Here is a 22,588-nt window from a genome sequence, read left to right as displayed (position 1 = left end):
GCCTGCGGCGAAGACGTCGTCCCAGCTTTTGCGCGTCGTCCCAGCCCAACTGCGAGGCTGGGGCAAACGGCGTATCATGTCATTGAGTGTCCGGAGGCTCATACATCTATGGCGGACAAAAAAGGTTCTAACAGCGAGAAGCTGTTGTATTGCTCGTTCTGCGGCAAGAGTCAGCATGAGGTCAAGAAGCTGATTGCCGGACCGTCGGTATTCATCTGCGATGAATGTATCGACCTCTGCAACGAAATTATCCGTGACGAGGCGGCTGGCTCGGGCACGGAAAGCGGCCTTTCGAGGTCCGATCTGCCGAGTCCGCAGGAAATTCGCGAGATCCTCGATCAATACGTGATCGGCCAGGAGCGCGCGAAAAAGATTCTCGCGGTGGCGGTGTACAACCACTACAAGCGCCTCAAGCATCTCGACAAGAAAGACGAAATCGAGCTGTCGAAGAGCAACATCCTGCTGATCGGCCCGACGGGCTCCGGCAAGACGCTCCTCGCGCAGACGCTTGCGCGTCTGCTGAACGTTCCCTTCGTCATTGCCGATGCAACGACGTTGACGGAAGCCGGCTACGTCGGCGAAGACGTCGAAAACATCATTCAGAAGCTGCTGCAGAACTGCAATTACGAAGTCGACAAGGCCCAGCGGGGCATTGTTTACATTGACGAAATCGACAAGATCAGCCGCAAGTCCGATAACCCGTCGATCACTCGCGATGTGTCGGGTGAAGGCGTGCAACAGGCGCTGCTGAAGCTGGTCGAAGGCACGATGGCATCGGTGCCGCCGCAAGGTGGCCGTAAGCATCCGAATCAGGATTTCATCCAGGTCGATACGACCAACATCCTGTTCATTTGTGGCGGCGCATTCGACGGTCTCGAGAAAGTCATTGTCGACCGCACGGAAAAGACGGGTATCGGCTTTGGTGCGAGCGTGAAGAGCAAGCAGGACCGCGACGCTGGCGAAGTGCTGCGCGAAGTGGAGCCGGAAGATCTGATCAAGTTCGGCCTGATTCCCGAACTGATTGGCCGTCTGCCGGTGGTGGCTACGCTCGGCAAGCTTGACGAAGCGGCGCTGATGAAAATCCTCGTCGAACCGAAGAACGCGCTGATCAAGCAGTACCACAAGCTGTTCAACATGGAGCGGGTCGAACTGGAGATCCGTCCGGCCGCGCTGCAGGCAGTTGCCCGCAAGGCGATCCGCCGCAAGACAGGCGCTCGGGGTCTGCGATCGATCCTGGAACAGGCCTTGCTGGATGTGATGTACGAGTTGCCGACGATGAAGGGTGTGAGCAAGGTCATCATCGACGACAATGTCATCGACGGCGACGGCAAACCGTTGCTGATCTACGAAGACGCGCCCAAGGTCGCGGGTTCGAATTGATCGGCTTTCCGGGTTCCGCAAAAAAGCCGTTCATGGCGACGTGAACGGCTTTTTCGTTTATCTTGTGGTCAGGATGGATTGTGTTTTTTTGGAGTCACTGAACTTTTCCCACACGCGGAGGCCTTGCAATCTTTTTTGCTGGCCTCACCTATCGAACGAACTGATTCCACTCATGGGGAAATGAAATGTCAGGAACCCAACTCCTTCCGCCGGAACGCACTACGCTCCCGCTGCTCCCGCTGCGTGATGTCGTAGTCTTCCCGCACATGGTGATTCCGCTCTTCGTAGGCCGCCCGAAGTCGATCAAGGCTCTCGAAGCAGCGATGGAAGGCGGCAAGCACATCATGCTCGTCGCCCAGAAAACGGCCGCGAAAGATGAGCCGACCGAAAAGGACATGTACGAAGTAGGGTGTGTCGCTAACATCCTGCAAATGCTGAAGCTGCCCGATGGCACCGTGAAGGTGCTCGTCGAAGGTCTTCAACGCGCGAAAACGCTCTCGATCGAAGAGCAGGAAACCCAGTTTTCGTGCGAAGTCATGCCGCTTGAACCCGACCACGCCGACAGCGCTGAAACTGAAGCGCTGCGTCGCGCGATCGTGTCGCAGTTCGATCAGTATGTGAAGCTGAACAAGAAGATCCCGCCGGAAATTCTCACGTCGCTTTCGGGCATCGACGAAGCAGGGCGTCTGGCCGACACGATCGCCGCGCATCTGCCGCTGAAGCTCGACCAGAAGCAGCACATCCTCGAGATGTTCCCGGTCGTCGAGCGCCTCGAGCATCTGCTCGCGCAACTCGAAGCTGAAATCGACATCCTGCAGGTGGAAAAGCGCATCCGTGGGCGCGTCAAGCGTCAGATGGAAAAGAGCCAGCGCGAGTACTACCTGAACGAGCAGGTCAAGGCGATCCAGAAGGAACTCGGCGAAGGCGAAGAAGGTGCGGATCTCGAAGAACTCGAGAAGCGCATCACGGCCGCGCGCATGCCGAAAGAAGCCAAGAAGAAGGCCGACGCCGAGCTGAAAAAGCTCAAGCTGATGTCGCCGATGTCGGCGGAAGCCACCGTCGTGCGCAACTACATCGATACGCTGATCGGCTTGCCGTGGCGCAAGAAGAGCAAGGTCAACAACGACCTCTCGAATGCCGAGCGCGTGCTCGACGAAGACCACTTCGGTCTCGAGAAGGTGAAGGAACGCATTCTCGAGTATCTCGCGGTTCAGCAGCGCGTGGACAAGGTCAAGGCACCGATCCTGTGCCTCGTCGGGCCTCCGGGCGTCGGCAAGACGTCGCTTGGGCAGTCGATTGCGCGTGCAACGAACCGCAAGTTCGTGCGCATGGCGCTCGGTGGCGTGCGCGACGAAGCTGAGATTCGCGGTCACCGCCGGACGTACATCGGTTCGATGCCCGGCAAGATCCTGCAAAGCCTGACCAAGGTCGGGGTGCGCAATCCGCTCTTCCTGCTCGACGAAGTCGACAAGATGGGCCAGGATTTCCGTGGCGATCCGTCGTCGGCATTGCTGGAAGTGCTTGATCCGGAACAGAACCATACGTTCGCCGATCACTACGTCGAGGTCGATTTCGATCTGTCGGATGTGATGTTCGTCGCGACGTCGAACTCGCTGAACATCCCGCCGCCGCTGCTCGACCGGATGGAAGTCATCCGTCTGTCGGGTTATACGGAAGACGAGAAGGTCAGCATCGCGCAACGTTATCTTCTGCCGAAGCAGAAGAAGAACAACGGCCTCAAGGATGGCGAGGTCGATGTGACGGAAACGGCGATCCGCGACATCATCCGTTATTACACGCGTGAAGCAGGCGTCCGTTCGCTCGAGCGTGAAATCTCGAAGATCTGTCGCAAGGTCGTGAAGATGCTTCTGCTGAAGAAGGCGGAAGGTGCGGTGAAGGTTGACGGCACCAACCTCGATACCTTCCTTGGCGTGCGCAAATACGACTTCGGTCTGGCTGCGAAGGAAAACCAGGTCGGCCAGGTCACGGGTCTCGCGTGGACGGAAGTCGGTGGCGATCTGCTGACGATCGAAGCTGCGGTCATGCCGGGTAAGGGCAATGTGATCCGTACCGGTTCGCTCGGTGACGTGATGAAGGAATCCGTCGAAGCAGCGCGCTCGGTGGTCCGTTCGCGGTCGCGTCGTCTTGGCATCAAGGACGAGGCGTTCGAGAAGCAGGACATTCACATCCACGTGCCGGAAGGCGCGACGCCGAAGGACGGTCCTTCGGCCGGTATCGCGATGACGACTGCGTTGGTGTCGGTGTTGACCGGCATTCCAGTGCGTGCCAACGTCGCGATGACGGGCGAAATCACGTTGCGCGGCGAAGTGCTTCCGATCGGTGGCCTGAAGGAAAAACTGCTGGCGGCGCATCGTGGGGGCATCAAGCTGGTGCTGATCCCGGAGGAGAACGTCAAAGATCTGACGGAAATTCCGGATAACGTGAAGAACGCGATCGAAATCGTGCCGGTCCGCTGGATCGACAAGGTGCTTGAACTTGCGCTCGAACGTGCGCCGCAACCGCTGCCGGACGAAGAGCCCAAGGCGGCGCCGGTGGCCGAAGCTGCCAAGGATCCCGCAACTGAAGTTGTGAAGCACTGATACAGGCTGTTCCGTCGTACCTGAAACCCGCGGCTGCGCCGCGGGTTTTTTATTGCGCCGAGCATGCGCAACAGCTTGGGGTGCAAGTCCCCTGTCCAGCCTGATGGGGCGAAGGAGTACTGCCCCTATCCCGATTCCCGAAGGTTTTGAACGACACCTTAACCCATGTTTTGTGCTGCAGTGCATCACCGGGTGCGCCGTCTCGATCGCTCATGTCATCCTCTTTCCTCGGGCCAGAATTAGTTGCATGTGCATCGATTGGTCGCAAGATTCCGTCATAAAACTCCGTCGGAATGTGCGCCCGGATCAGGCTCTACCCCGCTTGACACAAGGGTTTCGGCCAATTCTAATTAGCTGGCTCGGCGCTGTGCGCCGTGCCTGCTTTTAACCCGGCGCCAGTGGCGCTATCACGATTGCCCAATAACATTCTCGGGGGCTGGAATGAATAAGACGGAATTGATCGACCACATTGCACAACAAGCTGATATTTCGAAGGCTGCGGCAGGACGTGCGCTCGATGCAGTGATCGGTGGTGTCAAAGGCACGTTGAAGAAGGGTGGTTCGGTCACGTTGGTCGGCTTCGGCACGTTCGCCGTGGGCAAGCGCACAGCACGCACGGGCCGCAACCCGCGCACCGGCGCCGCGATCAAGATCAAGGCAGCCAAGGTGCCCAAATTTAGGCCTGGCAAAGCGCTGAAAGATGCGCTAAACTAACGGGCTCGCTGATTGAGGGTCTTGTAAAAGCAACCTCTGATTAGCGAACAGTTGGCGAATGGCAGCGATCAATCGCGGAACGGGTGCTTAGCTCAGTTGGTAGAGCGGCGCCCTTACAAGGCGTAGGTCGGGAGTTCGAGCCTCTCAGCACCCACCAGTTTCCGGTTCTGTAGCGGCCAGCCAGCAGCAGTAAAATGGAGTGGTAGTTCAGTCGGTTAGAATACCGGCCTGTCACGCCGGGGGTCGCGGGTTCGAGTCCCGTCCACTCCGCCAGTATCTTCGAAAGGCGAACTCCGGTTCGCCTTTTTTATTGCCCGCTGTTGTAATATCGGGCGTTCTGTTTTTGACTAACCCTCACGCATGCTCGATTTTTTCCGCAATCACCAGCGCCTGATGATGTTCATGCTCATCCTCGTCATTTTGCCGGGGTTGGGATTTGTGGGTATTCAGGGCTTTCGTGGCTTCTTTGACGAGAGCGCCAACGTCGCAAGCGTCAATGGTCACAAGGTCACGCGCGTCGAATACGACAACGCAATGCGTCAGCAGCTTGATCGTGCGCGCCAGGTACTCGGCGCCCAGTTCGACATGCAGTCATTCGATACGCCGGAGCGTCGCCGCGACATGCTCGACGGCCTGATTCAGCAGCGCGTACTTGCCGATGAGACGCAGCGTCTGCATCTGACCGCTTCGGACGACGCAGTGCGCCGTACCTTGCTCGCCGACCCGGTCATTTCGTCGCTGAAGAATGCCGACGGTTCGATCGACGTCGATCGCTACAAGCAGTTGCTGGCCATGCAGGGCATGACGCCAGAACAGTACGACGAACGCGTGCGCTACAGCCTTGCTACACAGCAGCTGCCGGCCGGCATCGAGTCCAGCGCGTTCACGTCCAGGACGCTCGCGCAGCACCTGACGGAACTCGCCGAGCAGCAGCGCGAGGTGCAGGGTCTCGCGTTCCACGCAAAAGACTACGCCGCGAAAGTGCAGCCGACCGACGCGCAGATTCAGGCCTACTACGACGCGCATCGCAACGAGTTCGCCACGCCTGAAACGGCGACGATCCAGTATCTGGTGCTGTCGCCCGACGCGCTCGCAGCAGCTGTGCCGGTGAGCGACGCAGACATCAAGAAATACTACGACGACAACATTGCGCATTACCGTACCGACAGCGAAGTGCGCGCGAGCCATATCCTGATCGCTGTGCCGAAGGATGCAAGCGCGGCCGACAGGGAAAAGGCAAAGCAGAAGGCCGAGGCGTTGCTCGCCCAGGTCAGGGCGCATCCGGATCAGTTTGCCCAGATCGCCGCGCAGAACTCGCAGGATCCGGGTTCGGCGTCGAAGGGTGGGGATCTCGGCTACTTCGGCCCCGGCATGATCGCGGGCGGCAAGGCGTTCGATGACGCCGTGTTCAAGCTGAAGAAAGACGAAATCAGCGATCTCGTGCAGACGGATTTCGGCTACCACATCGTCAAGGTGACGGATGTGAAGCCGTCGGTCACCAGGCCGTTCGACGAAGTGAAGGACTCGATCGCGAAGGACCTGAAAACCCAGCAGGCCGCCAAGGCATTCACCGACGATTCGGAAGGCTTCACGTCGACGGTGTACGAACAGGCCAAGAGCCTGCAGCCGGCGGCGGACAAGTACAAGTTGCAGATCCAGACCGCCACGGTGACGCCGCAGCCAAATCCGAAGCTGCCGCCCGACAGCCCGTTGAACAATCCGAAGTTTCTTGCTGCGGTGTTTTCGAGCGACGCGACGAAGGCGAAAAATAATACGCAGGCAATCGACGTCGGCAATAACACGCTGATCGCCGCGCATGTGACCGACTACAAGGCCGCTACCGTGCCGCCGCTCGATACCGTCAAGGACGCCGTGCGTCAGAAGGTCATCGCCCTGCAATCCGCCGAGATGGCTCGCAAGGAGGGGGCGGCGAAGCTTGCTGAACTGGAGAAGTCGAAGTCGACCGAAGGTTTCTCGTCGGCGCTGAAGGTGTCGCGCAACGACGCGCAAGGCGTCCCGCCTGTAGCGCTCAGCGCGATCTACAAGGCGGACGCGCAAAAACTGCCAGCATACGTTGGTGTCGATCTCGGCGACGACGGCTACGCAATCTATCGCGTGAATGCCGTGGTGCCAGGCAAACCGACTGATCCGCAGCGCCTCGTCGCTGCGCAGCAGCAGATCGCGCAGGTCAACGCGCAATCGCAGGTCGAAGCGTACGTCGAAGCGCTGCGTGCCCGTGCGAAGATCAAGTTTTACGGAGCACTGGACTCGGCCGGACAGCCCACCGGCGATTAAGCCAGGCTCGATAGCCCGAAGCTGATCGAAACAAGAAGCCCCGCACCAGCGGGGCTTTTTGTTTCACGAAAAGTTTGACGGAAACCGCGCGCCATCAATCGACAATGCGCGCTATAGCATTAGAGGCAGGCGTCAATATCGGCTGTCGCATCGCCACCGGTTACGCCGGCTGCCGGACGGTAGCCGACCCATGAGCCCACCCCGGTATAAGCCGGACGGACCACAGCGGCGGCGCCGTTAGGCGGCTGCTGGCCCGGGACATAGATGTCCACGGACTGATCGTTGGCCAGCAGGTCCTGCGACACGACCTGCTGGTGCGACTTGTCCGCCCATTTGTGCTCGACGCACTGCGCTACGTCTTTCGGCGCCAGGTGTGTCTGGCCGATGGTCTGGACACCCGCCGGCGGTTGCGCGGCGCAGGCAGAAATTGCCACGGTCAACGCGATAAGTGGTAAGTATTTCACGTTATCTCCCTCCAAAATCGCACAAATAGAGCCGGTTTTTCAAGGTTAGACGATAGTGTCAGATCGTCAAAGCATGACCGCGTTCCCCCCGATCCGGAAACAAGTTGTGAGCAAACGTGTCATTGAGCCGAAGGGGGGCGGAGTAGCGGCTTCAATGTGGGCCACACATTGTTCAACAACGTGGGTTGTGCCTCCTGCGTAGGGTGGATCTGGTCGGCCTGGAACATGTCCGGCCTGTTCTCGATTCCAGCCAGCAGGAACGGCACCAACGGCACGCGAAACTGCTTCGAAAGATCGCCGTAGAGGCCGTGGAACTTTTGCGTATAGTCCGGGCCGTAATTGGGCGGTACATACATGCCGACCAGCACGACCTTGGCATGGGCCTGCTGGGCCTGTTCGATAATCGTCCGAAGGTTGTCTTCGGTGGTTGCAAGCGGGACGCCGCGCAATGCATCGTTCGCGCCGAGTTCGACAATCACGATGGCCGGCTTCAGGCGCTGCATCAGCGCAGGCAAGCGTGCGCGTCCGCCGCTCGTGGTATCGCCGCTGATGCTTGCGTTGGCAACGTTATAATCGATGCGCTCGTCGGCGAGCCGCCGGCGCATCAACGCGACCCAGCCGGTGTCGCGCGGCAGGCCGTACTCGGCGGAAATGCTGTCGCCGAGTACGACAATCACCGGCTTGTCGGGTGCGGCCGTGTTGGCTGCGTCCGCAGCAAGTGGCGCCGTCGCCATGAATACGGCGACGCCGAGAGCTGTGGCCAGCGCCGCAGCGTGCACTTTTAACCTGTGCTTCACCATGCAAAAGAAAACCGATCCAGTCATCGAAGTGCGGGGTTTGTGCAAGAGGGTTAAGGATGCGACAGGCGAGCTGACGATCCTCGATCATATCGATCTTTCGATCGAGGCGGGCAGCAGTGTGGCGATCGTCGGCGCATCCGGTTCGGGCAAGTCCACGTTGCTGGGCCTGCTGGCAGGTTTGGACAGCGCGACTTCGGGGTCGGTTCGGCTGCTCGGTCACGAACTCACCGAACTCGACGAAGACCAGCGCGCGGCATTGCGCAGCGGCGCGGTGGGCTTCGTGTTCCAGTCGTTTCAGTTGATGCCGCACCTGACGGCGCTCGAAAATGTCACGCTGCCGCTCGAACTTCAAGGCGGCATGTCCGCACGCGAGGCGGCGACACGTGCGCGGGCGCTCCTCGAACAGGTCGGCCTTGGCAAGCGCACCAGGCACTATCCGAAGCTGCTGTCAGGCGGTGAGCAGCAGCGCGTTGCGCTGGCGCGCGCGTTCGTCACTCATCCGGCGATCCTGTTCGCCGATGAGCCGACCGGCAGCCTCGATGCAGCAACCGGTCATGCCGTGATCGATCTGATGTTTCAGATGAATCGCGCGAATGGCGCGACGCTTGTGCTCGTCACGCACGACGTCGAGCTGGCCAGACGCTGCGATTCCACGGTGACGATCGAGGCAGGGCATCTCGTCGAGTGAACCGGCGCGCGGTTTCCATGCACCCTGGGTCAAACGGCAGGGAGCGGAGCGGACCGCACGAAGTCACCCGCTCCGTAAGACGACGTCAGCAACGCTTACCGCTTCAACGCAGCCCGGGCTCTCGCGATCAGCGCTGACGTCGACGAATCGTGCTTCTTCACATCGGTGCTCGCCGAAGTGAGGTCCGCCTCGACGACCTTGCCGAGAATCTTGCCCAGCTCGACGCCCCACTGGTCGAACGGATTGATGTTCCAGACCGACGCCTGTACGAGCACCTTGTGCTCATAGAGCGCGATGAGCGCCCCGAGCGAGCGGGCGGTGAGCGCGTCGACGAGCAGCGTCGTCGTCGGACGGTTTCCGGGGAACACCAGATGCGGCACGAGTTCCGGCTTGTCCGGCCCGGCAACTTTCTGCGCTTCTTCGAACGTGCGACCCAGCATCAGTGCTTCGCTCTGCGCAAAGCAGTTCGCGAGCAGTTTCGGGTGATGATCGGCGAGCGGGTGTTCGGGCGTCAGCACTGCGACGAAATCGATCGGCACGATCGTCGGCCCTTGATGCAGCATCTGGAAGAACGCATGCTGCCCGTTGGTGCCAGGCTCGCCCCACGTCACGGCGGAAGTCGGATAATCGACCATCGCGCCATCGAGCCGGGCCGACTTGCCGTTGCTTTCCATTTCGAGCTGCTGCAGATACGAAGACAGGTAATGCAGCGCCTCCGAATACGGTGCCACCAGATAGCTCTGCGAGCCGAAGAAGTTGCGATACCAGATGCCGATCATGCCGAGCAGTACCGGCAGGTTCCGCTCGAGCGGAGCGTCGCGGAAATGCTGGTCCATCTCGTTCGCGCCGGCGAGCAGTTCGGCGAACTGCGCCGGGCCGACCGCAATCATGATCGACAGACCCACCGCCGACCATAGCGAATAGCGCCCGCCCACCCAGTCCCACATCTCAAAGACGTTTTCCTTGGCGATGCCGAACTTCACGACTTCGCCCGGGTTCGCCGAGACACCGACGAAGTGCTTCGCCAGCGCGCTTTCGGGGCAGCCTTTCTTGATGAACCAGTCGCGCATCGAGCGTGCGTTGGTCATCGTTTCGAGCGTCGTGAACGTTTTCGACACGATGATCGCAAGCGTTTCTTCGGGGTCGATCTGTTCGAGCACGCGATACAGATCCGCACCGTCGACGTTCGACACGAAGAAGGATGAGATGTCAGGCGTCGCCAGATGATGCAGCGCGTGAACGACCATCTTCGGCCCGAGGTCCGAGCCGCCGATGCCGATGTTCACGACGTAGCGAATCCGCTTGCCGGTATAGCCGGTCCACGCGCCGCTGCGCACCTGGTCGGCGAATGCGGCCATCTTCGCCTGCTCGGCCTTGATCTGCGCGTGGAACGGAGCGTTCGGATCGGTGGCGCGCAGCGCGGTGTGCAGCGCGGCGCGGCCTTCGGTCGGATTGACCACAACGCCAGCGAACATCGCATCGCGACGCTTCTCGACACCGGCTTCGCGCGCAAGCTGAACGAGCAGCCGCACGGTTTCATCGGTGATGCGGTTCTTCGAAAAATCGGCGCCAAGACCGCCGCCCGACAGCGTGAAGCGCTCTGCGCGGGTCGGGGCAGGGTCGTTCTCAGGGGCGAACCAGTCGCGCAGGCGCGCATCGCGAATCTGTTCGTAGTGCGCTTCTAGCGCGGACCAGGCGGGGAGCGATTTCATCGTCATAACTGTCCGTCGAACGAATGGGTACGAATGGAAGGCGGCGCAACCTGTGCCGCCGGAGGTGAGGCTTTGGAGCGCCTTCGGATCGTCGTGTTCGAGCCGTGCCGACGCGGCGATCGAACTGGCGACGCGATCAAACAGTATAGCGGCACTGGATGACAGCGGCAGCAGCGCGCTGCCGGACTTTAGATTATGGGAATGAATGCATGCGAAGCAGACGCGCGGCGGGGCGCTCGCGCACGCGGCTCAGGTAAGGGACGGATAGAACAGCCGGTTCAAGAGCGTCCGGACCATAGGCGCGAGTTCGCCGGCAGTGAGTCCGGCGGGGCCGCTGCCGCTGGCAGTCAGCGTATCGGCGGCGAGGCCGTGCAGATAGACGCCCGCGAGCGCCGCTTCGTATTGCGGCAGCTGCTGTGCCAGCAGCGCGCCGATCAGGCCGCCGAGCACGTCGCCGGTGCCGCCGGTCGCGAGGGCGGCATTGCCGGTCGGATTGACCGCGATGCGGCCGTCGGGTGCGGCGATCACCGTGCCCGCTCCTTTCAGTACGATGACGCTCGCATAGCGCGCAGCAAGCGAACGCGCGGCCGCGAGGCGATCGCTTTGCACAGCGCGCGCATCCGAGCCCAGCAGGCGCGCTGCTTCGAGTGGATGCGGCGTGAGCACGCACGGATTGCCGTGCTGCGTGCCGCGAGCTTCGAGCGATTCCGCCAGCGCGTCGTCTTTCGCCAGCAGGTTGAGCGCATCGGCGTCGAGCAGCGTGGGCACGTCGAGCGCCAGCGCGTCATGCAGCGTGACCGACGCGCGGTCGCGGTGGCCCATGCCGCAGCCGATCGCGAGTGCATCCATCGAATCGAGCGCGAGCTCGTCGATGGCATGCAGCATCAGTTCGGGATGCGGCGGATCGTACGCCGGCGCGCCGCTGCCGACGAACCCGACGTGCACCTTGCCCGCGCCTGCATAGAGGGCGGCGCGGGCCGCGAGAATTGGCGCTCCGCACATGCCCGTATCGCCTCCGACCACCGCGAGACTGCCGAACGTGCCCTTGTTTGTCGCGAAATCGCGTGGCGGCAGGAAGGGCGCAAAAAGGGCTGGCGCGTTGAGTTGCACCTGGGTCCGGCCGGTGTCGTCGAGCCCAATGGGCGCGACGGTGACGGACCCGGCCAGGTCGCGCCCGGACGTCATGTACAGGCCGGGCTTCGCGCCGATGAAGGTGACGGTGTGCGTCGCCCGCACTGCCGCCCCATTGCCGACGACATTCCCGGTATCGCTGTCGAGCCCGCTGGGAACATCTAGCGCGAGCACACGGCCTTGTCCGCGGGCGCGCTCCGAGAGCTGTTGCGCAAGCGTTGCGAATACGCCATCGAGCGGTCGCGCGAGTCCGATGCCGAACATGCCGTCGACGAGCCAGCCGTAAGCGTCGAACGACGCTGGCGGCGTCGCGGAAACCGGTACGCCAGCCACGCGTGCGGCGGCGAGGGCCCAGCGGGCGTCGTCCGGTTTGACCTCGACGGGCATGCAGACTTCCACGGCGACGCCGGCGCGGCGCAATTCAGTCGCGACGACGAGGGCGTCGCCGCCGTTATTGCCTGGGCCCGCGACGAGCCACACCGGGTGATCCGCGGAGACGGAGCCGTCGTGTCCGATCTGATCGAGTAGAAAGCGCGCGGCGGCCGCGCCTGCACGGGCCATTAGCGCGTGCTCGGGTAACGTGGCGGCCGCTTCCTGTTCAAGCGCGCGCAACCCGGCCACGCTCAGGAGCGGCAGCGGACGGTCGTGCGGATTGACGAGGGCGGGTGCCTCGGACGAGGCGGACGAGGCGGACTGCATGGCATCGGTCATGGCGGCAGCAGGACAGAGACAGGCGAAAGCGAAATGGCGTCGAGTCGATCACGGCGCGGTGGCGCAATGCTCACCGGGCGCGCGGACGGAAAAGACCATCGACGACATGGACACGGCTGACGGTCGGCGCAGCGGAATCGAGTCAATCGACGCAAGGATAACCGTCGACTACCCTGATCGTCCCCACCAGCGCCGCCGATGCCACAGCGCGTCGCAAGGTACCGCCCGGACGGGCCGCGCGATACTAATCCCGGAACCGCTCCGGCCGCATCGCGGCGAGCGTATCGGGCGGGACGTCCGGCGTGGCTCCGGCGATGAGATCAGAGATTACTTTAGCAGACCCGCACGCGAGGCCCCAACCAGCGGGGCCATGGCCGGCATTGACGAAGAGCCGCGGATGGAGCGCATTGCCCACCACCGGCAGGCCATCCGGCGACAGCAGCTTCAGGCCTTCCCAAGGCAACGCCGCCGATATTTTCGCCGCGCCCGGAATCCAGTCGTGGGTGGCCTGGCCGAGCAGCGCGAGGGCTTCTTTCGTCAGCGGCTCGCCGAGCGGCTTGTCGGTCTGGCTCGCAGGTTGCAGTACGGCGCCGCCGGCGATCCGCAAGCGGTGATTCATGCGCGTGATCGTAATCCGTTTGACGGCGTCGATCACCGTCATATGCGGCACACATTCTTCATGAGCGACCGGCGCTGCGAGCGTATGCAGCCGCAGCGGGTGCAGCGGCAAACGCAGGCCAAGCTTCTCCAGCAGTGGCAAGGTGCCGACGCCAGCGGCCACGACGATCGCATCGGCAGCGATCACGTCGACTTCGCGAGAACGCATCGGTTCGCCGGCGTGCGGTGTCAGTTCGACGGCAGCCCGCTGGTTGTCGACCCGGATCGCGGCCACTTCGCGGCCGTTCAGGAACGTGACGCCACCTTCTTCGTCCAGCAACTGCTTCACGAGCTTCGCGAACAGCGGGCAATTGGCCGTGCGTTCCGAGTCGAAATAAATGCCGCCGGCGAAATCGGGGTCGGTCGGCACCGAATGCTCGAGCGCGGCGCACTCGGCCGGCGTCAGCACGTGGTGGGGGACTTCGAACTGGCGGAGGAGATCGAGCGCTGGCTGGGTCAGTTCCCACTCGCTGGCCGTCCGGACCACGTGCAGCATGCCGCCACGCTGCTCGAACTCAAGTCCGAAGCGCGTTTCGATATCGGCCATCGCGTCGCGCGCCAGTTCGATCAGCGGGCGCAGCCGCGCGAACTGCTGCCCGAATGCTTCCGGTTCGTGCAGCTTCGCGAGACGTTTGACGAAGTCGCGCGCGCCGGAATTGAAGCCGACCTTGCTGATGACACCGTTTTTCACCGCGCGCCGGTTCTGCATGAAAGTCGGGCCGAACCAGACGTCGAGCGGGGTGGGCAGCACGGTGCCCCCATGGCCGTAGGTCGCGCCCTGCGCGACAGTCGCGTGTCGCTCGACGACGCATACCCGATGCCCGGCCGCGCGCAGTTGATAAGCAGTAGCGACGCCGACTATCCCGCCGCCGATGACAATGACATCCATGATTGATTCGATTTGCCGGCGGGACGCTTACTATCCTGCGTTCCCCGTCAGCGTGGCATGCGGCGCAACGCAGCCGTGCTGCAGCGCCGATCTGGTGAAAGGGCGAATGATAGCAGTCAAACGGGACGAACCGCCACGCCGCCGCACGTTGCCGGGCCGTGCCGGAGCCCGCCTTCGGGGCGGCCGCCGTGCTAGCCGTCATGCCACATCAGCCAGGTCTGACGGGCCTTCCCGGGTTATAATCTGCGACTTCCTTTCGCCTCTCGTCGCCCGCACGCGCGACTCATCGACGCAATTGAGCGACGCAATTGAGACGCAACTGACCGACGCAACGTCAAGTCCATGGCCCACTTCTCGTGTTTCCCCGGCGCTTCGGCCCTTTCCGATTTCCGTCAAACCCGCCTGCTGGATACGCTCACCCGTATCGACGCCAACATCATCGGCGTGCGCGGGCAATACCTGCACTTCGTCAACGCCACAACGCCGCTTTCCGCTGACGACAGCGCGAAGATCGAAGCGCTGATGCACTACGGCGAGCCGTTCGATGAAGCGAAAGAGCGTGGCACGGCGGAAACCTTCCTCGTGGTCCCGCGCTTTGGCACGGTGTCGCCGTGGGCGAGCAAGGCGACCGACATCGCGCATCACTGCGGCCTTACACACCTGCGCCGGATCGAGCGCGGCGTCGAGTACACCGTGATCCTGAAGTCAGGGCTGCTGGGTGGAAAGAAAGCGCTGTCCGACGAAGCACGCGCAGCCGTTGCGGACGCGCTGCACGATCGCATGACCGAAAGCGTCGCGCCGTCGCGCGATCACGCCATGCACCTGTTCGACGAACTGCCGGCGAGGCCGCTGCAAACCGTCGACGTGCTGGCGAACGGCCGCGCCGCGCTGGAAGCCGCGAACACGGAACTGGGCCTGGCGCTCGCCGACGACGAAATCGACTACCTCGTCGACGCCTTCACGAAGCTCGGCCGCAACCCAACCGACGTCGAACTGATGATGTTCGCGCAGGCGAACAGCGAGCACTGCCGCCACAAGATTTTCAACGCGCAATGGACGATCGATGGCGAAGAGCAGGATATTTCGCTCTTCAACATGATCCGCAATACCGAGAAGATCAGCCCGCAAGGCACGATCGTCGCGTATTCGGACAACTCGTCGATCATGGTGGGCGGGGTGGCCGAGCGCTGGTTCCCGCGCAAGCCCACGAAGGAAGGCGAACTGCCTGAGCACTACGGTCGCCATACCGAGCTCACGCATACGCTGATGAAGGTGGAAACGCATAACCACCCGACCGCGATCTCGCCGTTCCCGGGTGCTGCGACGGGTGCCGGTGGCGAAATTCGCGACGAAGGCGCGACCGGCCGTGGTGCGCGTCCGAAGGCGGGTCTCACGGGTTTCACCGTGTCGAACCTCGATCTGCCGGATGCCCGCGAAGCGTGGGAAAACGATCGCGACGCCGCACAGCCGGTCGCCCATCGCAATAGCGCCGAACAGCACGCGACGTACGGCCGCCCGGACCGCATCGCGTCGCCGCTGCAGATCATGATCGACGGCCCGCTCGGCGGCGCCGCGTTCAACAACGAATTCGGCCGGCCGAATCTCGGCGGCTATTTCCGCGTCTACGAACAGAACGTGGCAGGCCGCGTGCGTGGCTATCACAAGCCGATCATGATCGCGGGCGGCATCGGCAATATCGCCGACCAGCATACCCACAAGCACGATCTGCCCGAAGGGTCGCTGCTGATCCAGATCGGCGGCCCGGGCATGCGGATCGGAATGGGCGGTGGCGCAGCCAGCTCGATGGCGACCGGCACGAACACCGCTGAACTCGACTTCGATTCGGTGCAGCGCGGCAACCCGGAAATCGAACGGCGCGCGCAGGAAGTCATCAATGGCTGCTGGCAGCTGGGCGAGAAGAACCCCATCCTGAGCATTCACGACGTCGGCGCGGGCGGACTGTCGAACGCGTTCCCGGAACTCGTCGACGGCGCGGACAAGGGTGCGCGCTTCGAATTGCGCGAGATCCAGCTGGAAGAGAGCGGTCTGTCGCCGCGCGAAATCTGGTCGAACGAGGCGCAGGAGCGCTACGTGCTGGCCATTGCGCCCGCCGATCTCGATGAGTTCGCGGCGATCTGCGAGCGCGAGCGTTGCCCGTTCGCCGTCATTGGCGTGGCGACTGCCGAACGTCAACTGAAGCTGATCGATGCCGGCGAACGCGACGCGAATGCCCACCAGCCGGTCGACATGCCGATGGAAGTCCTGCTCGGCAAGCCGCCGCGCATGCATCGCGATGTCAGGCGCGAGCCGGTGAACCTGCAGCCGGTCGACGTGACCGGCCTGAACCTGTCGGAACTGGCTGTGAGCGTGCTGCGTCACCCGACGGTGGCGAGCAAGTCGTTCCTGATCACGATCGGCGACCGCTCGGTGGGCAGCACGAGCGTGCGTGACCAGATGGTCGGCCCGTGGCAGGTGCCGGTCGCAGACTGCGCGATCACGGCGGCGGACTACGCGGGCTTCCGTGGCGAAGCGATGACGATGGCCGAACGCACGCCGCTCGCCGTGATCAACGCGCCCGCGTCGGGCCGCATGGCGGTCGGCGAGGCGGTGACGAACATCGCTGCGGCACCGATCGCCTCGCTGGACAAGCTCAAGCTGTCGGCCAACTGGATGGCCGCATGCGGCAGCCCCGGCGAAGACGCGGCGCTCTACGACACCGTGAAGGCGATCGGCATGGAGCTGTGCCCGGCGTTGGGCATCGGCATCCCGGTCGGCAAGGATTCGCTGTCGATGCGCACGAAGTGGGAAGACCGCGGCGTCGCGAAGGAAGTGGTCGCCCCCGTGTCGCTGATCATCTCGGCATTCGCGCCGGTCGAGGACGTGCGTCGCCATCTGACGCCGCAACTGCGCCGTGCCGACGAAGTGGGCGACACCGTCCTGATCGCGATCGACCTTGGCCGCGGCAAGCATCGTCTCGGCGCGAGCATTCTCGCGCAGGTGACGCAGCAGGTCGGCGATTCGGTGCCCGACGTCGACGATCCGGAAGACCTGAAGCGCTTCTTCGCCGCGATTCAGGAACTGAACGGCCAGGACCGGCTGCTTGCGTACCATGACCGCTCGGATGGCGGCCTGTGGGCGACGGTCTGCGAAATGGCGTTTGCGGGGCACGTAGGCGTGTCGCTGAATGTCGACATCCTGACGCTCGATCCGGATCACGAATTCGATTACGGCGACGCGAAAGACTGGGCGAAGCAGACGAGCGGCCGTCGCGACGACCGCACGATTCGCGCGCTCTTCTCGGAAGAACTCGGCGCAGTGATCCAGGTGCGCACGTCGGATCGCGATGCGGTATTGGCCGCGTTGCGCGAACACGGTTTGTCGGCGTGCTCGCACGTGATCGGCAAGCCGAACGAGCGCGACGCGCTCGAAGTGTGGCGCGATGCGAAGAAGATCTACGAAGCGCCGCGCACCGAACTGCATCGTGCGTGGGACGAAGTCAGCTGGCGGATTGCGCGTCTGCGTGACAACCCCGCGTGCGCCGATGCTGAACACGACATGCTGCTCGACGCGTCGGATCCTGGCATCACGCCGCATCTGGGCTTCGATCCCGCCGAAGATGTCGCTGCGCCGTTCATCGCGAAGGGTGCCCGTCCACGTGTCGCGGTCCTGCGCGAGCAGGGCGTGAACTCACACCTCGAAACGGCCTACGCATTCGATCGCGCCGGTTTCGATGCGCACGACGTGCACATGAGCGACCTGCTCTCCGGCCGCGCCACGCTGGCCGATTTCGCGGGTGCGGTGGCCTGCGGCGGCTTCTCGTACGGCGACGTGCTCGGCGCTGGCGAAGGTTGGGCGAAGACGATCCGCTTCAATCCGCAGCTCGCCGACATGTTCGCTACGTTCTTCGGTCGCGCGGACACGTTTGCACTCGGTATCTGTAATGGCTGCCAGATGATGAGCAGCCTCGCGTCGATGATTCCGGGCGCGGATGCATGGCCGAAGTTCACGCGCAACAAGTCGGAGAAATTCGAGGCGCGCTTCTCGCTGGTCGAAGTGCAGGCGTCGCCGTCAATCTTCTTCACCGGCATGGAAGGCTCGCGGATTCCGGTGGCTGTTGCGCACGGCGAAGGTTTCGCGGACTTTTCGCAGCAGGGTGACGCATCGCGCGTGGCGGTGTCGATGCGCTATGTCGATCACCGTGGCGGGGCGACCGAACAGTATCCGTTCAACCCGAACGGTTCGCCGCAAGGCATCACTTCGGTGACGACACCTGACGGCCGCTTCACCGTGCTGATGCCGCATACCGAGCGCGTGCATCGCACGGTGACGATGAGCTGGCATCCGGAGGGCTGGGGCGAAGCAAGCCCGTGGATGCGTGTGTTCCAGAACGCACGCCGCTGGCTCGGCTAGGCGGACGAAGACGGGCGCGCCGAAAGGTGCGCCAAGCCCCTGGTCTTGAACCTGAAAACGACAATGCCGCCCGAGGGCGGCATTGTCGTTTCTGAAGCTGGAAAACCAACGGGAGCCCCCGTATGGGAGCCTCGTCCGGCAGCCCCGCAGGGCCGCCAACGCGACTTACTGGATCTTCGCGTTCTTGCGCAGGCCTTCTTCGAACGCCTGCAGCCTTTCCTGCTGGATCTGCTGCACGATCTGCGGCTTCACCTGCTCGAGCGGCGGCGGCGTGATCGCGCGGGTGTCGTCGAGACGGATGATGTGCCAGCCGAACTGCGTGTGTACCGGCGTATCGGTCATCTCGCCTTTCTTCAGCTTCGTGGCTGCGTCGGCGAATTCCGGCACATAGGCCTTCGGGTCCGACCAGTCGAGGTCGCCGCCGTTCTTGCCCGATCCCGGATCCTTGGAGAATTGCTTCGCGAGGTCTTCGAAGCTTGCGCCTGCCTTGATCTTCGCGATCAGGTCTTTGGCCTGCTGCTCGTTGTCGACGAGGATGTGGTGCAGGTGATATTCCTGACCGCCCGCGCCTTTCACGAGGTCGTCATAGCGTGCCTTGACATCGGCGTCGGTCGGCGCGTTGTTCTTGACGAAGTCTTCGATCAGCGCGCGCAGCACGACGGTCTGTTGCGCGACGGCGATCTGCGCCTTCACGTCAGGACGCGTCGGAAGACCGCGGCGGGCCGCTTCCTGCATCAGGATTTCACGGTTGACCAGTTCTTCGCGAACGGCCATCTGCAGTTGCGGCGTGTCCTGCTGGCCCTGATGGACGAGCTGCTCGACCAACGCATCGGCGCGTGCTTTCGGAATCGGCGTGCCGTTCACGACGGCGATGTTCTGCGCAAACGCAGGCGCTGCCGCGAACGCAGCCAGCAATACCCATGAGCGGGTGTTCTTCAAGGTCATCGGAAGTTTCCTAACGGGACAACAAATCGAATTCTTCTGGCGTGTAAGCCGTGATTGCGAGTGCGTGGATGCCGCGCTGCATGCCATCGGCCAGCGCATCATACACCATGCGGTGCCTTGCTACGCGGGCCTTGCCGGCGAATGCCGCGGCGACGATCGTGACACTGAAATGACCGCCGGCTGCGGCACCCGCATGGCCAGCGTGCTGCGCGCTGTCATCGCGCACATCGATTGAAACGACCGGCGCGAGTGCGGCGGCGAGGCGCGCCTCGATCAGCGCGGCGCGCTCGGCTGTGGTGGCGTTGAGGAAGACGTCGTGGCTCACGGTCACTCCTCCTTCATGTATTTGGCGAGCCACAGGCTCTGACCGACGATGAACACCACAAGGCAGCCAGTCGCGCCAAACAGCTTGAAGTTGACCCACGCATCGGTGGAGAAGTGATAGGCGACGAACAGGTTGACGATGCCGAGCAGCACGAAAAACGCCGCCCACACGATATTCAGCTGTGCCCACACGCGATGCGGCAGCGTGATCTGCTTGCCCATCATCGCTTCGATCAGGTTCTTGCTGAACGCCATCTGCGACACGATCAGCGCGACCGAAAACGCCCAGTAAAGCACGGTCGGCTTCCACTTGATGAAGGTGTCGTTATGCAGCACGAGCGTCGCGCCGCCGAACACCGTGACGACGCCGAGGCTCACCCACAGCATCGGATCGACCTTGCGATGCCGGAATGCGACGAAGGCGATCTGCACGAGCGTGGCGACGATGGCGACGGCCGTCGCCGTAAAAATGCCCCAGATCTTGAACGCGACAAAGAACAGGATGATCGGGAACAGGTCGAACAGGAATTTCATTATCGGGTCGGCAATCGGGGAGAGTGAAACGCTCAATAAGGGCTCAACGAAGGGCGCGCGGGCGGCCGTTGTCCGTACCCGCTATGGTCGGTCCGCCAGCGGCCGCGAGGCGTCCGGACGGCAATGCCGTTCAGCAGCCCGGGCGCGGCGCCGCAGTACAGAAGGGGCCCGCCCGTCTGGAGCGCCGCCGCGACCGGCGTCTGTTACTTGGGGTCGAATTGTAACGCAGCCGAATTGATACAGTACCGAAGACCGGTCGGAGCCGGACCGTCCTCGAATACGTGGCCGAGGTGCGCGCCGCAGTTCTTGCACTGCACCTCGATACGCAGCATGCCGTGCGAGCGGTCGGTCTTCTCGGCGATCACCTCGCCGTTGATCGGCTTGAAGTAGCTCGGCCAGCCGCAGCCGGCGTCGAACTTCGTGTCCGATTCGAAGAGCGGCGTGCCGCAACAGACGCAGTCGTACACGCCCCGCTCGAAGTGGTCCCAGTAGCGGCCGGTGAACGGGCGCTCGGTGGCGGCGTGGCGCGTCACCTGGTATTCGGTCTCGGAAAGCTGCTTGCGCCATTCGGCGTCGTCTTTCTGCACGGGGGGCAAGTCGGTCTTGAGATCGTCTGGATTCATGGTCAGGGTCCTGTCGATAGGAGGGGGCGGGCCGGTCGCTCACGGAGTCTGTCGGGGCGGCCGGCTCAGGGCATCGGGATCCAGGCGGGCTTCACGACGAGCAACTGACTTCGAGCGAACTCGCCCAGTCGGGCGGTAGCGCCGCATACGCTTCGTGCTCGGGTTGCTCGTCGAACGGACGGCGCAGCACCGCCGCCAGCCGTTCGACTTCGGAGAAGTCCTTTTCCTTCGCCTTACGGATCGCGGTTTCCGCAAGGTGATTGCGAAGTACGAATTTGGGGTTCACCCGGTTCATTGCAATGGCCCGCGCGGTGTCATCGCGTGTTTCTTCGGACAGCCTCGCGCGGTAGTCGTTCACCCAGGTGTCGAACGCGGCGCGGTCGAGGAACAGGTCGCGCACCGGCGCATCCTGGCTCGCATCGAGCTTCGAAACCCGCGCCAGATTGCGGAACGTCAGCGTGAAGTCCGCACGGTTCGCGTGCATGATTTCGAACAGCCGGTTGGCGAGCTGATCGTCGCCGGGACGTTCGGTTTCGAGACCGAGCTTGTCGCGCATCCGCCGTTCGAGCGCGGGTGCAAAGCGGCCTTTGAATCCCTCGAGCACGCGTTGCGCATCTTCCACCGCGCGTTCGCCGCGCACGCTGTCTTCGTGCTGCTGGCCGAGGAGGGGCAGGAGGCCTTGTGCCAGACAGAAGAGGTTCCAGTAGCCAATCTGCGGCTGCATCCGGTACGCGTAGCGGCCCTGTGTATCGGAGTGGTTGCAGATGTAGTTCGCATCGAACGCATCCATGAAACCGAACGGACCGTAGTCGATCGTGAGGCCGAGGATCGACATGTTGTCGGTGTTCATCACGCCGTGGCAGAAGCCGACCGCCTGCCATTGGGCGAGCAGGTCCGCCGTCGACAGCACCGCTTCGTTCAGCAGCGCCAGATACGGATCGTCGGCCTGCCTGACGGCGGGATAGAAACGCTCGATCACGTGATCCGCCAGCGAACGCAATGCGTCGACGCGATCGTTCGAATAGAAGTGCTCGAAGTGCCCAAAGCGCACGAAGCTCGGCGCGACGCGCGTCACCACGGCCGCCGTTTCCAGTTCTTCGCGGCGCACCGGCTGGTCGGAGCCGATCACGCAAAGCGCGCGCGTCGTCGGAATGCCGAGGTGGTGCATCGCTTCCGAACACAGGAATTCGCGGATCGACGAACGCAACACAGCGCGGCCGTCGCCCATGCGCGAATACGGCGTCCGGCCGCTGCCCTTGAGTTGCAGTTCATAGCGCGTGCCTTCGTGTTCGACTTCGCCAAGCCCGAGCGCGCGGCCATCGCCCAGTTGCCCCGCCCACACACCAAACTGGTGCCCCGAATAGACCGATGCATAAGGCAAGGCCTGTGCGGGCCAGTCGCGGGTGGTGTTGCCGGAGAAATACTCGGCGAAGCCTGGATCCTGGGCAAGTGCCGCATCGAAGCCGAGCAGGGCGGCCGTTTCGGCGGAGAAGCCCACGACGTACGGGGCCGCTAGAGGCGCCGCCGGCAGACGCGTCATGAAGGCGGTGCCGAGCTGGGCAAACGCGCCTTCGCGCTGGCTTCCAATCGAGCCGGCCAGGGCCGACATCGGCTCTGACAGGCCGGAGTTGCTTGGGGAAAACGACATATTGAGGGCCTCACGTTTAGCCGATATTGTAAGTCCGCGCCCACGGGCCTGCTGGCCGGCTTC

General features: G+C 63.0%; 16 protein-coding genes and 2 tRNA genes. 8 read left to right on the top strand and 10 right to left on the bottom strand.

The window, feature by feature from the left end:
* The first annotated feature begins 108 nt into the window (after nt 1-108).
* The 6 genes from clpX to P3T23_RS24555 all read left to right on the top strand — a co-directional run bounded on the left by clpX (nt 109) and on the right by P3T23_RS24555 (nt 6,989).
* Nucleotides 109-1,380, top strand: coding sequence for an ATP-dependent Clp protease ATP-binding subunit ClpX (gene clpX, locus P3T23_RS24580; RefSeq protein WP_429318723.1), 1,272 nt, complete (start codon nt 109-111; stop codon nt 1,378-1,380).
* Between the two features lie 185 nt (nt 1,381-1,565).
* Complete coding sequence (gene lon, locus P3T23_RS24575; protein ID WP_429318722.1) at nt 1,566-3,980, top strand: endopeptidase La; 2,415 nt, start codon at nt 1,566-1,568, stop codon at nt 3,978-3,980.
* 441 nt (nt 3,981-4,421) lie between these two features.
* Nucleotides 4,422-4,694 carry an HU family DNA-binding protein gene (locus tag P3T23_RS24570; protein ID WP_007585907.1) on the top strand — a complete coding sequence of 91 codons (273 nt, stop codon included), beginning with the start codon at nt 4,422-4,424 and terminating at the stop codon, nt 4,692-4,694.
* 81 nt (nt 4,695-4,775) lie between these two features.
* Nucleotides 4,776-4,851, top strand: a tRNA-Val gene (locus P3T23_RS24565).
* A gap of 39 nt (nt 4,852-4,890) precedes the next feature.
* A tRNA-Asp gene (locus P3T23_RS24560) sits at nt 4,891-4,967 on the top strand.
* A gap of 87 nt (nt 4,968-5,054) precedes the next feature.
* Entirely contained in the window at nt 5,055-6,989 is a 1,935-nt protein-coding gene (locus P3T23_RS24555) for a SurA N-terminal domain-containing protein (protein ID WP_429318721.1), read from the top strand.
* A 119-nt stretch (nt 6,990-7,108) separates the two neighbouring features.
* Here P3T23_RS24555 and P3T23_RS24550 read toward each other — a convergent pair whose 3' ends face one another.
* Together P3T23_RS24550 and P3T23_RS24545 are read right to left on the bottom strand one after the other, a co-directional pair.
* A complete protein-coding gene (locus P3T23_RS24550; protein ID WP_429318720.1) occupies nt 7,109-7,453 on the bottom strand; it encodes a hypothetical protein in 345 nt (114 codons plus the stop codon).
* Between the two features lie 119 nt (nt 7,454-7,572).
* Nucleotides 7,573-8,253 carry an arylesterase gene (locus tag P3T23_RS24545; RefSeq protein WP_429318719.1) on the bottom strand — a complete coding sequence of 227 codons (681 nt, stop codon included), beginning with the start codon at nt 8,251-8,253 and terminating at the stop codon, nt 7,573-7,575.
* Between P3T23_RS24545 and P3T23_RS24540 the strand changes: the two genes are divergently transcribed.
* Entirely contained in the window at nt 8,252-8,941 is a 690-nt protein-coding gene (locus tag P3T23_RS24540; protein WP_429318718.1) for an ABC transporter ATP-binding protein, read from the top strand. The genes P3T23_RS24545 and P3T23_RS24540 overlap by 2 nt on opposite strands.
* A 95-nt stretch (nt 8,942-9,036) precedes the next feature.
* Here the strand turns inward: P3T23_RS24540 and pgi are convergent, their stop codons facing one another.
* From pgi to P3T23_RS24525, 3 genes are all read right to left on the bottom strand, one after another.
* Nucleotides 9,037-10,659: a glucose-6-phosphate isomerase gene (gene pgi, locus P3T23_RS24535; protein ID WP_429318717.1), complete on the bottom strand. Its 1,623-nt coding sequence runs from the start codon at nt 10,657-10,659 to the stop codon at nt 9,037-9,039.
* Nucleotides 10,660-10,902: 243 nt separating this feature from the next.
* Nucleotides 10,903-12,495, bottom strand: coding sequence for an NAD(P)H-hydrate dehydratase (locus P3T23_RS24530; protein WP_429318716.1), 1,593 nt, complete (start codon nt 12,493-12,495; stop codon nt 10,903-10,905).
* A gap of 244 nt (nt 12,496-12,739) precedes the next feature.
* Nucleotides 12,740-14,041 carry an FAD-dependent oxidoreductase gene (locus P3T23_RS24525; RefSeq protein WP_429318715.1) on the bottom strand — a complete coding sequence of 434 codons (1,302 nt, stop codon included), beginning with the start codon at nt 14,039-14,041 and terminating at the stop codon, nt 12,740-12,742.
* Between the two features lie 342 nt (nt 14,042-14,383).
* Here P3T23_RS24525 and purL point away from each other — a divergent pair, with 342 nt between their 5' ends.
* Nucleotides 14,384-18,451: a phosphoribosylformylglycinamidine synthase gene (gene purL / locus P3T23_RS24520; RefSeq protein WP_429318714.1), complete on the top strand. Its 4,068-nt coding sequence runs from the start codon at nt 14,384-14,386 to the stop codon at nt 18,449-18,451.
* Nucleotides 18,452-18,616: 165 nt separating this feature from the next.
* Here the strand turns inward: purL and P3T23_RS24515 are convergent, their stop codons facing one another.
* The 5 genes from P3T23_RS24515 to P3T23_RS24495 form a co-directional block, all read right to left on the bottom strand.
* Nucleotides 18,617-19,396, bottom strand: a complete 780-nt coding sequence (locus P3T23_RS24515) for a peptidylprolyl isomerase (protein WP_429318713.1) — start codon at nt 19,394-19,396, stop codon at nt 18,617-18,619.
* Nucleotides 19,397-19,406: 10 nt separating this feature from the next.
* A complete protein-coding gene (locus tag P3T23_RS24510) occupies nt 19,407-19,727 on the bottom strand; it encodes a BolA family protein (protein ID WP_429318712.1) in 321 nt (106 codons plus the stop codon).
* On the bottom strand, nt 19,724-20,254 hold the full coding sequence (locus tag P3T23_RS24505) for a septation protein A (RefSeq protein WP_429318711.1): 531 nt from the start codon (nt 20,252-20,254) through the stop codon (nt 19,724-19,726). Before P3T23_RS24505 ends, P3T23_RS24510 begins: the two co-directional genes overlap by 4 nt.
* 203 nt (nt 20,255-20,457) lie before the next feature.
* A complete protein-coding gene (gene msrB / locus P3T23_RS24500; protein ID WP_429318710.1) occupies nt 20,458-20,877 on the bottom strand; it encodes a peptide-methionine (R)-S-oxide reductase MsrB in 420 nt (139 codons plus the stop codon).
* A 91-nt stretch (nt 20,878-20,968) separates the two neighbouring features.
* Nucleotides 20,969-22,525, bottom strand: coding sequence for a protein adenylyltransferase SelO (locus tag P3T23_RS24495; protein WP_429318709.1), 1,557 nt, complete (start codon nt 22,523-22,525; stop codon nt 20,969-20,971).
* Nucleotides 22,526-22,588 lie beyond the last annotated feature (63 nt).

Source organism: Paraburkholderia sp. GAS448, assembly GCF_050435685.1.
Taxonomy (GTDB): domain Bacteria; phylum Pseudomonadota; class Gammaproteobacteria; order Burkholderiales; family Burkholderiaceae; genus Paraburkholderia.
This window is presented reverse-complemented; position numbering and strand designations above follow the sequence as displayed.

Coding starts and splice junctions, on each gene's coding strand:
- P3T23_RS24515 (WP_429318713.1), bottom strand. CDS start 19,396: ATGACCTTGAAGAACACCCGCTCATGGGTATTGCTGGCTGCGTTCGCG.
- clpX (WP_429318723.1), top strand. CDS start 109: ATGGCGGACAAAAAAGGTTCTAACAGCGAGAAGCTGTTGTATTGCTCG.
- P3T23_RS24525 (WP_429318715.1), bottom strand. CDS start 14,041: ATGGATGTCATTGTCATCGGCGGCGGGATAGTCGGCGTCGCTACTGCT.
- purL (WP_429318714.1), top strand. CDS start 14,384: ATGGCCCACTTCTCGTGTTTCCCCGGCGCTTCGGCCCTTTCCGATTTC.
- lon (WP_429318722.1), top strand. CDS start 1,566: ATGTCAGGAACCCAACTCCTTCCGCCGGAACGCACTACGCTCCCGCTG.
- P3T23_RS24540 (WP_429318718.1), top strand. CDS start 8,252: ATGCAAAAGAAAACCGATCCAGTCATCGAAGTGCGGGGTTTGTGCAAG.
- P3T23_RS24545 (WP_429318719.1), bottom strand. CDS start 8,253: ATGGTGAAGCACAGGTTAAAAGTGCACGCTGCGGCGCTGGCCACAGCT.
- P3T23_RS24570 (WP_007585907.1), top strand. CDS start 4,422: ATGAATAAGACGGAATTGATCGACCACATTGCACAACAAGCTGATATT.
- msrB (WP_429318710.1), bottom strand. CDS start 20,877: ATGAATCCAGACGATCTCAAGACCGACTTGCCCCCCGTGCAGAAAGAC.
- pgi (WP_429318717.1), bottom strand. CDS start 10,659: ATGACGATGAAATCGCTCCCCGCCTGGTCCGCGCTAGAAGCGCACTAC.
- P3T23_RS24555 (WP_429318721.1), top strand. CDS start 5,055: ATGCTCGATTTTTTCCGCAATCACCAGCGCCTGATGATGTTCATGCTC.
- P3T23_RS24495 (WP_429318709.1), bottom strand. CDS start 22,525: ATGTCGTTTTCCCCAAGCAACTCCGGCCTGTCAGAGCCGATGTCGGCC.
- P3T23_RS24505 (WP_429318711.1), bottom strand. CDS start 20,254: ATGAAATTCCTGTTCGACCTGTTCCCGATCATCCTGTTCTTTGTCGCG.
- P3T23_RS24530 (WP_429318716.1), bottom strand. CDS start 12,495: ATGACCGATGCCATGCAGTCCGCCTCGTCCGCCTCGTCCGAGGCACCC.